This is a genomic window from Mesorhizobium sp. M4A.F.Ca.ET.050.02.1.1 (assembly GCF_003997725.1).
Taxonomy (GTDB): domain Bacteria; phylum Pseudomonadota; class Alphaproteobacteria; order Rhizobiales; family Rhizobiaceae; genus Mesorhizobium.
Genome location: NZ_RZSG01000594.1, coordinates 1 through 3,777, shown reverse-complemented (window position 1 = coordinate 3,777; position 3,777 = coordinate 1). Strand labels below are relative to the sequence as shown.

Here is a 3,777-nt window from a genome sequence, read left to right as displayed (position 1 = left end):
CTCCAGCTTGAAACCGAAATCCGCGCGGGATTGGACACCGAGCCCGGCCGCCGCGCAGACCGTTTCGTGGAACGTTGGCAAAAGCTCCACCGGACAAGCCAGGACCAATATCAGGCCGGCGACATGGCCGGCTACAAGTCAACGCGCTCGGCCATGTCCGACATGGCCAAGAGCCTCAAACGCGATCCGCAGCTTGAATCCCTTCTTGCCAATCACAAAAAGGCGCTTGGCATTCAGGTCGAATCCGGCCGACGCTTGGGTGTGGAACTCGCGTTCAACCACGGCATTGGCAGAGGACGTGGCATAGGGATCTAACCCTCCGATTTGCCGCCATTCCCACGCCCCAGGTCGATGAGATGACAAATCTGATTGCGCGCGTGCCTCAGGTTGTCCTGTCTGGTTTCAACAGGTGCCAAATGCTCTCAGAGAAAAAAAGCCGCTATGCCTGAACCGGATCGTATTATTCGCCTTAGGACCGTGCTCGAGCGAACCGGCTTGTCTCGCTCAACAATGTACCGCAAAATCGCCGAAGGCACGTTCCCGGCTCAAATCAAAATCAGCGTAAACGGTGCGGGATGGAGGGAAGCCGATATTAATCGGTGGGTCGCTGATCCTGTCTCCTGGCATACCAGAGTGAGTCGAAAAAACAGCGACTAAGGGCGGTCAAATGGCACGTTCCTGCCGCCGATCGTGAACGACCGGTCGTTTTCGGATTCAGCCCTTGCGCTCCTGAAGGCTGTTACCGCCGTCGACCACCAGCAGGGCGCCGTTGACGTAGCTGGCGCCTTCCGATGCCAGGAACACCACCGCTGCGGCAACCTCGTCCGGTCGCCCGGCCCGCGCCGGTGGCGTGTGCAGGGCAGCTTGCCGCTCCGTTGCGCTTGACGAGCCCGTTTCGATCCAGCCGGGGGCCACGGCATTGGCCGTGATGCCGCTTTTCGCCACTTCGAGCGCCAGCGTGCGCGTCAGGCCGACCATGCCGGCCTTGGCGGCGGAATAGGCGGCGGTGCCTTCGAAAGACACCACCGGCCCGGTAACCGATGCCACATTGACGATGCGCCCATAGCCTGCCTCTACCATCGCCGGCAGAAACGCGCGGGTGACCAGGAACGCGGTCTTCAGGCTGACGTCGATCCCTTGGTCCCAGTCGGCCTCGGTCATAGCAAGAAACGCCTTGTCCACCGAGGGCGATGCCAGCGAGCCCATGCCGGCATTGTTGACCAGGATGTCGACAGCGCCGACATAAGCCCGCAGCCGCGCGACTTCCGCTGCGACGGTGAGGTCGGCGACCGCGGATTTGGCATTGATGCCTTCGGAGCAAAGCTCGGCGGCGCGATCGAGTACACGCTCGCTGGCACCGTTCAGGAAAACGGCATGACCGGCAAGGCCGAGTTGCCGCGCAATGGCAAAGCCGATGCCGTCGGCAGCACCCGCCCCGGTGATCAGCGCACGCTTGGTGGCAGGAGAAGGCATGGTCAAATCAGACTCCGCTGGTTCCGCCGTCGCGGTGTTACCACATACATTGGCGACCGTGCTGCGAAGATTTGCTCTGCACATTCCGCGCCTTTTGCGTTGTCGAAGCCGAGCCGAACGAGGCGGAATTGCGGTGACAGTGCACTTAGCTCGCCATCGCAATACATCGAGAGTGTCAGGCGCGCGTCCGGCCGGATGCAACTCGACGGATGGCGTATTCCGAATGGCGCGCCCAAGAGATTTGAACTCCCGACCCCTCGATTCGTGGTCTGGTTTTGACTTTCGGCTACGGTTGCACCCGAATGGGAGCGGCCATCGCGTTAGGCAGCACGGTTCGCCAGCACTGCGTGGAGCGCCTCGGGCTTAAGATGCGTATACCGTTTCAGCATTTTCCAGTCCTTGTGCCCAGTCACCAGCGCAACCTGTTCAATCGTGAATCCAGCCTCGAAAAGGCGACTGGTTCCTTCGTGCCGCAAATCATGAAAGTGAAGGTCGTCGATGCTCAGGTCAGCGCATCCTCGACGGAAAGCGGTGCCGACCGACCTATGATTGAATGGGAAAATTCGATCATCGTCGTTGCTGCGCTTGGCCAGTTGATCCTCGACAATGGCCCACGCATCGTACCCGGTCGCGGCGAATAAGGGTATGCGCTGATTGTTGCCGTTCTTGTTCCGAGGGTCTTTCCGGTCACGGATGAGAAGCATCCGCGTGCGAGATTCCAAGTCGGACCAACGCACCTTGCAGATTTCCTCCTGGCGCATCGCGGTTGCGACCGCGAAACGAATGATCTGACTAACCGGTGCAATTTGACGAGGGTTTGCATCGAAGTGACCGATGAGCCTGTCGAGTTCATCCTGCGTCGGCCGCCTGTCGCGCTGATGGCCTTTCCCAACAAGGCCAAGCCTTTTTAGGGCGATACGCGCGAGATCAACCGGTTCGACCTTGACGGGCAGACCGTGAACCGCAGCGGCATGAGCCAGAATGAGTTTTACAAAGCCGATGTCGATACCGAGAGTCATCGGCCCGGCACCTTGTGCCGCCCGGTCGCGACCAAAACGAATGAGCCGTTCGCGATCGAGAGCGGCGATGTTGCACTTCCCCAGATGTCTTTGAAGCATATCGAGGGCTGCAGCCTTGGAGCGGCGAGGGGACTTGCCTACATCGCACATGTCGTCGATATGAAGGTCGATGAGTTGGCCGAAGGTTTTTAGGCGCGCTATCCGGGACTTGGTCGGCGTCTCACCGCGATCGACTTGTCGCTCGGTTTCAGTTGCCCAGCGCCGTGCGTCGTCTCGGCGCAGGAAGGTCTCGCTGACGTAGCGACCTTTGCGACGGACTTGGACACGCCAGGAACCGGACGAGAGCTTTGTGTAGGTGGCCATTTTTTCGTGTGCGCTCCGTGTGCACTGAGAGATCGAAACGTGGCGAAAAGGGTCGTATTCTGGCGTAAATTCGTGTGCACTCGGCAGGTTCTAACGATTTGATGTTAAAGAAAAAATGCTGAAAAATCAAGATCATAGAGTGGCTGTGGCACCCATGATGGACTGGACGGATCGGCATTGCCGGTACTTCCACCGTCAGCTGACGCGCCGGGCGCTGCTCTATACCGAGATGGTGGTAGCCGACGCGGTCATCCAGGGCGCGCGCGAGCGGCTGCTCGGCTTCGACGAGGCGGAGCATCCGGTGGCGCTGCAGCTCGGTGGGTCCGATCCCGGCAAGCTTGCCGAGGCGGCGGCGGTCGGTGAGGCCTTCGGCTATGACGAGATCAACCTCAATGTCGGCTGCCCGTCGGACCGCGTCCAGTCGGGCACGTTCGGCGCCTGCCTGATGAAGACGCCCGTGCTTGTCGCCGACTGCGTCGCGGCAATGAAGGCCAGGGTGACAATCCCCGTGACCGTCAAATGCCGCATCGGCGTCGACGAGCAGGATCCGGATCCGGCGCTCGATGCGCTGGCCAACGGGGTTTTCGCGGCCGGCGCCGACGCGCTGTGGGTGCATGCGCGCAAGGCCTGGCTGGAGGGGCTCAGCCCGAAGGAAAACCGCGATATCCCGCCGCTCGACTATGGCCGGGTCTATCGGCTGAAGGTCAGAAAGCCTAATGAATTCATCGGCATCAATGGCGGCATTCAATCGCTGGAGGCGGCGCGCGAGCATCTCGGCCATGTCGATGGCGCCATGCTCGGCCGCGCCGCCTACCATACTCCCGGGATCCTGGCCGGTGCCGATGCCATGTTCTACGGCGAGCCGTACGCGGCGTTCGACTATGCCGCACTGATCGACGCCATGACGGCCTACGCGGCGCGC

The 3,777-nt window shown here is 61.0% G+C and carries 4 protein-coding genes and 1 pseudogene; 3 read left to right on the top strand and 2 right to left on the bottom strand.

The genetic code is table 11. The features are described from left to right. Both EOA33_RS27530 and EOA33_RS27525 read left to right on the top strand, forming a co-directional pair. Positions 1 to 315 (top strand): annotated as a pseudogene (locus EOA33_RS27530) (Ti-type conjugative transfer relaxase TraA); the annotation flags it as partial. 126 nt (positions 316 to 441) lie between these two features. Then, complete coding sequence (locus EOA33_RS27525; RefSeq protein WP_127407077.1) at positions 442 to 657, top strand: AlpA family phage regulatory protein; 216 nt, start codon at positions 442 to 444, stop codon at positions 655 to 657. Positions 658 to 714: 57 nt separating this feature from the next. On the opposite strand, the gene EOA33_RS27520 is transcribed toward EOA33_RS27525, so the two are convergent. Both EOA33_RS27520 and EOA33_RS27515 read right to left on the bottom strand, forming a co-directional pair. Beyond that, positions 715 to 1,473, bottom strand: coding sequence for an SDR family NAD(P)-dependent oxidoreductase (locus EOA33_RS27520; protein WP_127407078.1), 759 nt, complete (start codon positions 1,471 to 1,473; stop codon positions 715 to 717). 320 nt (positions 1,474 to 1,793) lie between these two features. Then, the gene (locus EOA33_RS27515) at positions 1,794 to 2,855 is read right to left on the bottom strand and encodes a site-specific integrase (protein WP_127407076.1); all 1,062 of its coding nucleotides are present in this window, start codon (positions 2,853 to 2,855) and stop codon (positions 1,794 to 1,796) included. Between the two features lie 115 nt (positions 2,856 to 2,970). Between EOA33_RS27515 and dusA the strand changes: the two genes are divergently transcribed. Then, a partial coding sequence (dusA, locus tag EOA33_RS27510) for a tRNA dihydrouridine(20/20a) synthase DusA (protein ID WP_127407075.1) occupies positions 2,971 to 3,777 on the top strand: 807 nt, incomplete at its 3' end.

Bases quoted from the DNA above. Each gene is read 5' to 3' on its own strand.
- EOA33_RS27515 (WP_127407076.1), bottom strand. From the start codon at position 2,855: ATGGCCACCTACACAAAGCTCTCGTCCGGTTCCTGGCGTGTCCAAGTC.
- EOA33_RS27525 (WP_127407077.1), top strand. From the start codon at position 442: ATGCCTGAACCGGATCGTATTATTCGCCTTAGGACCGTGCTCGAGCGA.
- EOA33_RS27520 (WP_127407078.1), bottom strand. From the start codon at position 1,473: ATGCCTTCTCCTGCCACCAAGCGTGCGCTGATCACCGGGGCGGGTGCT.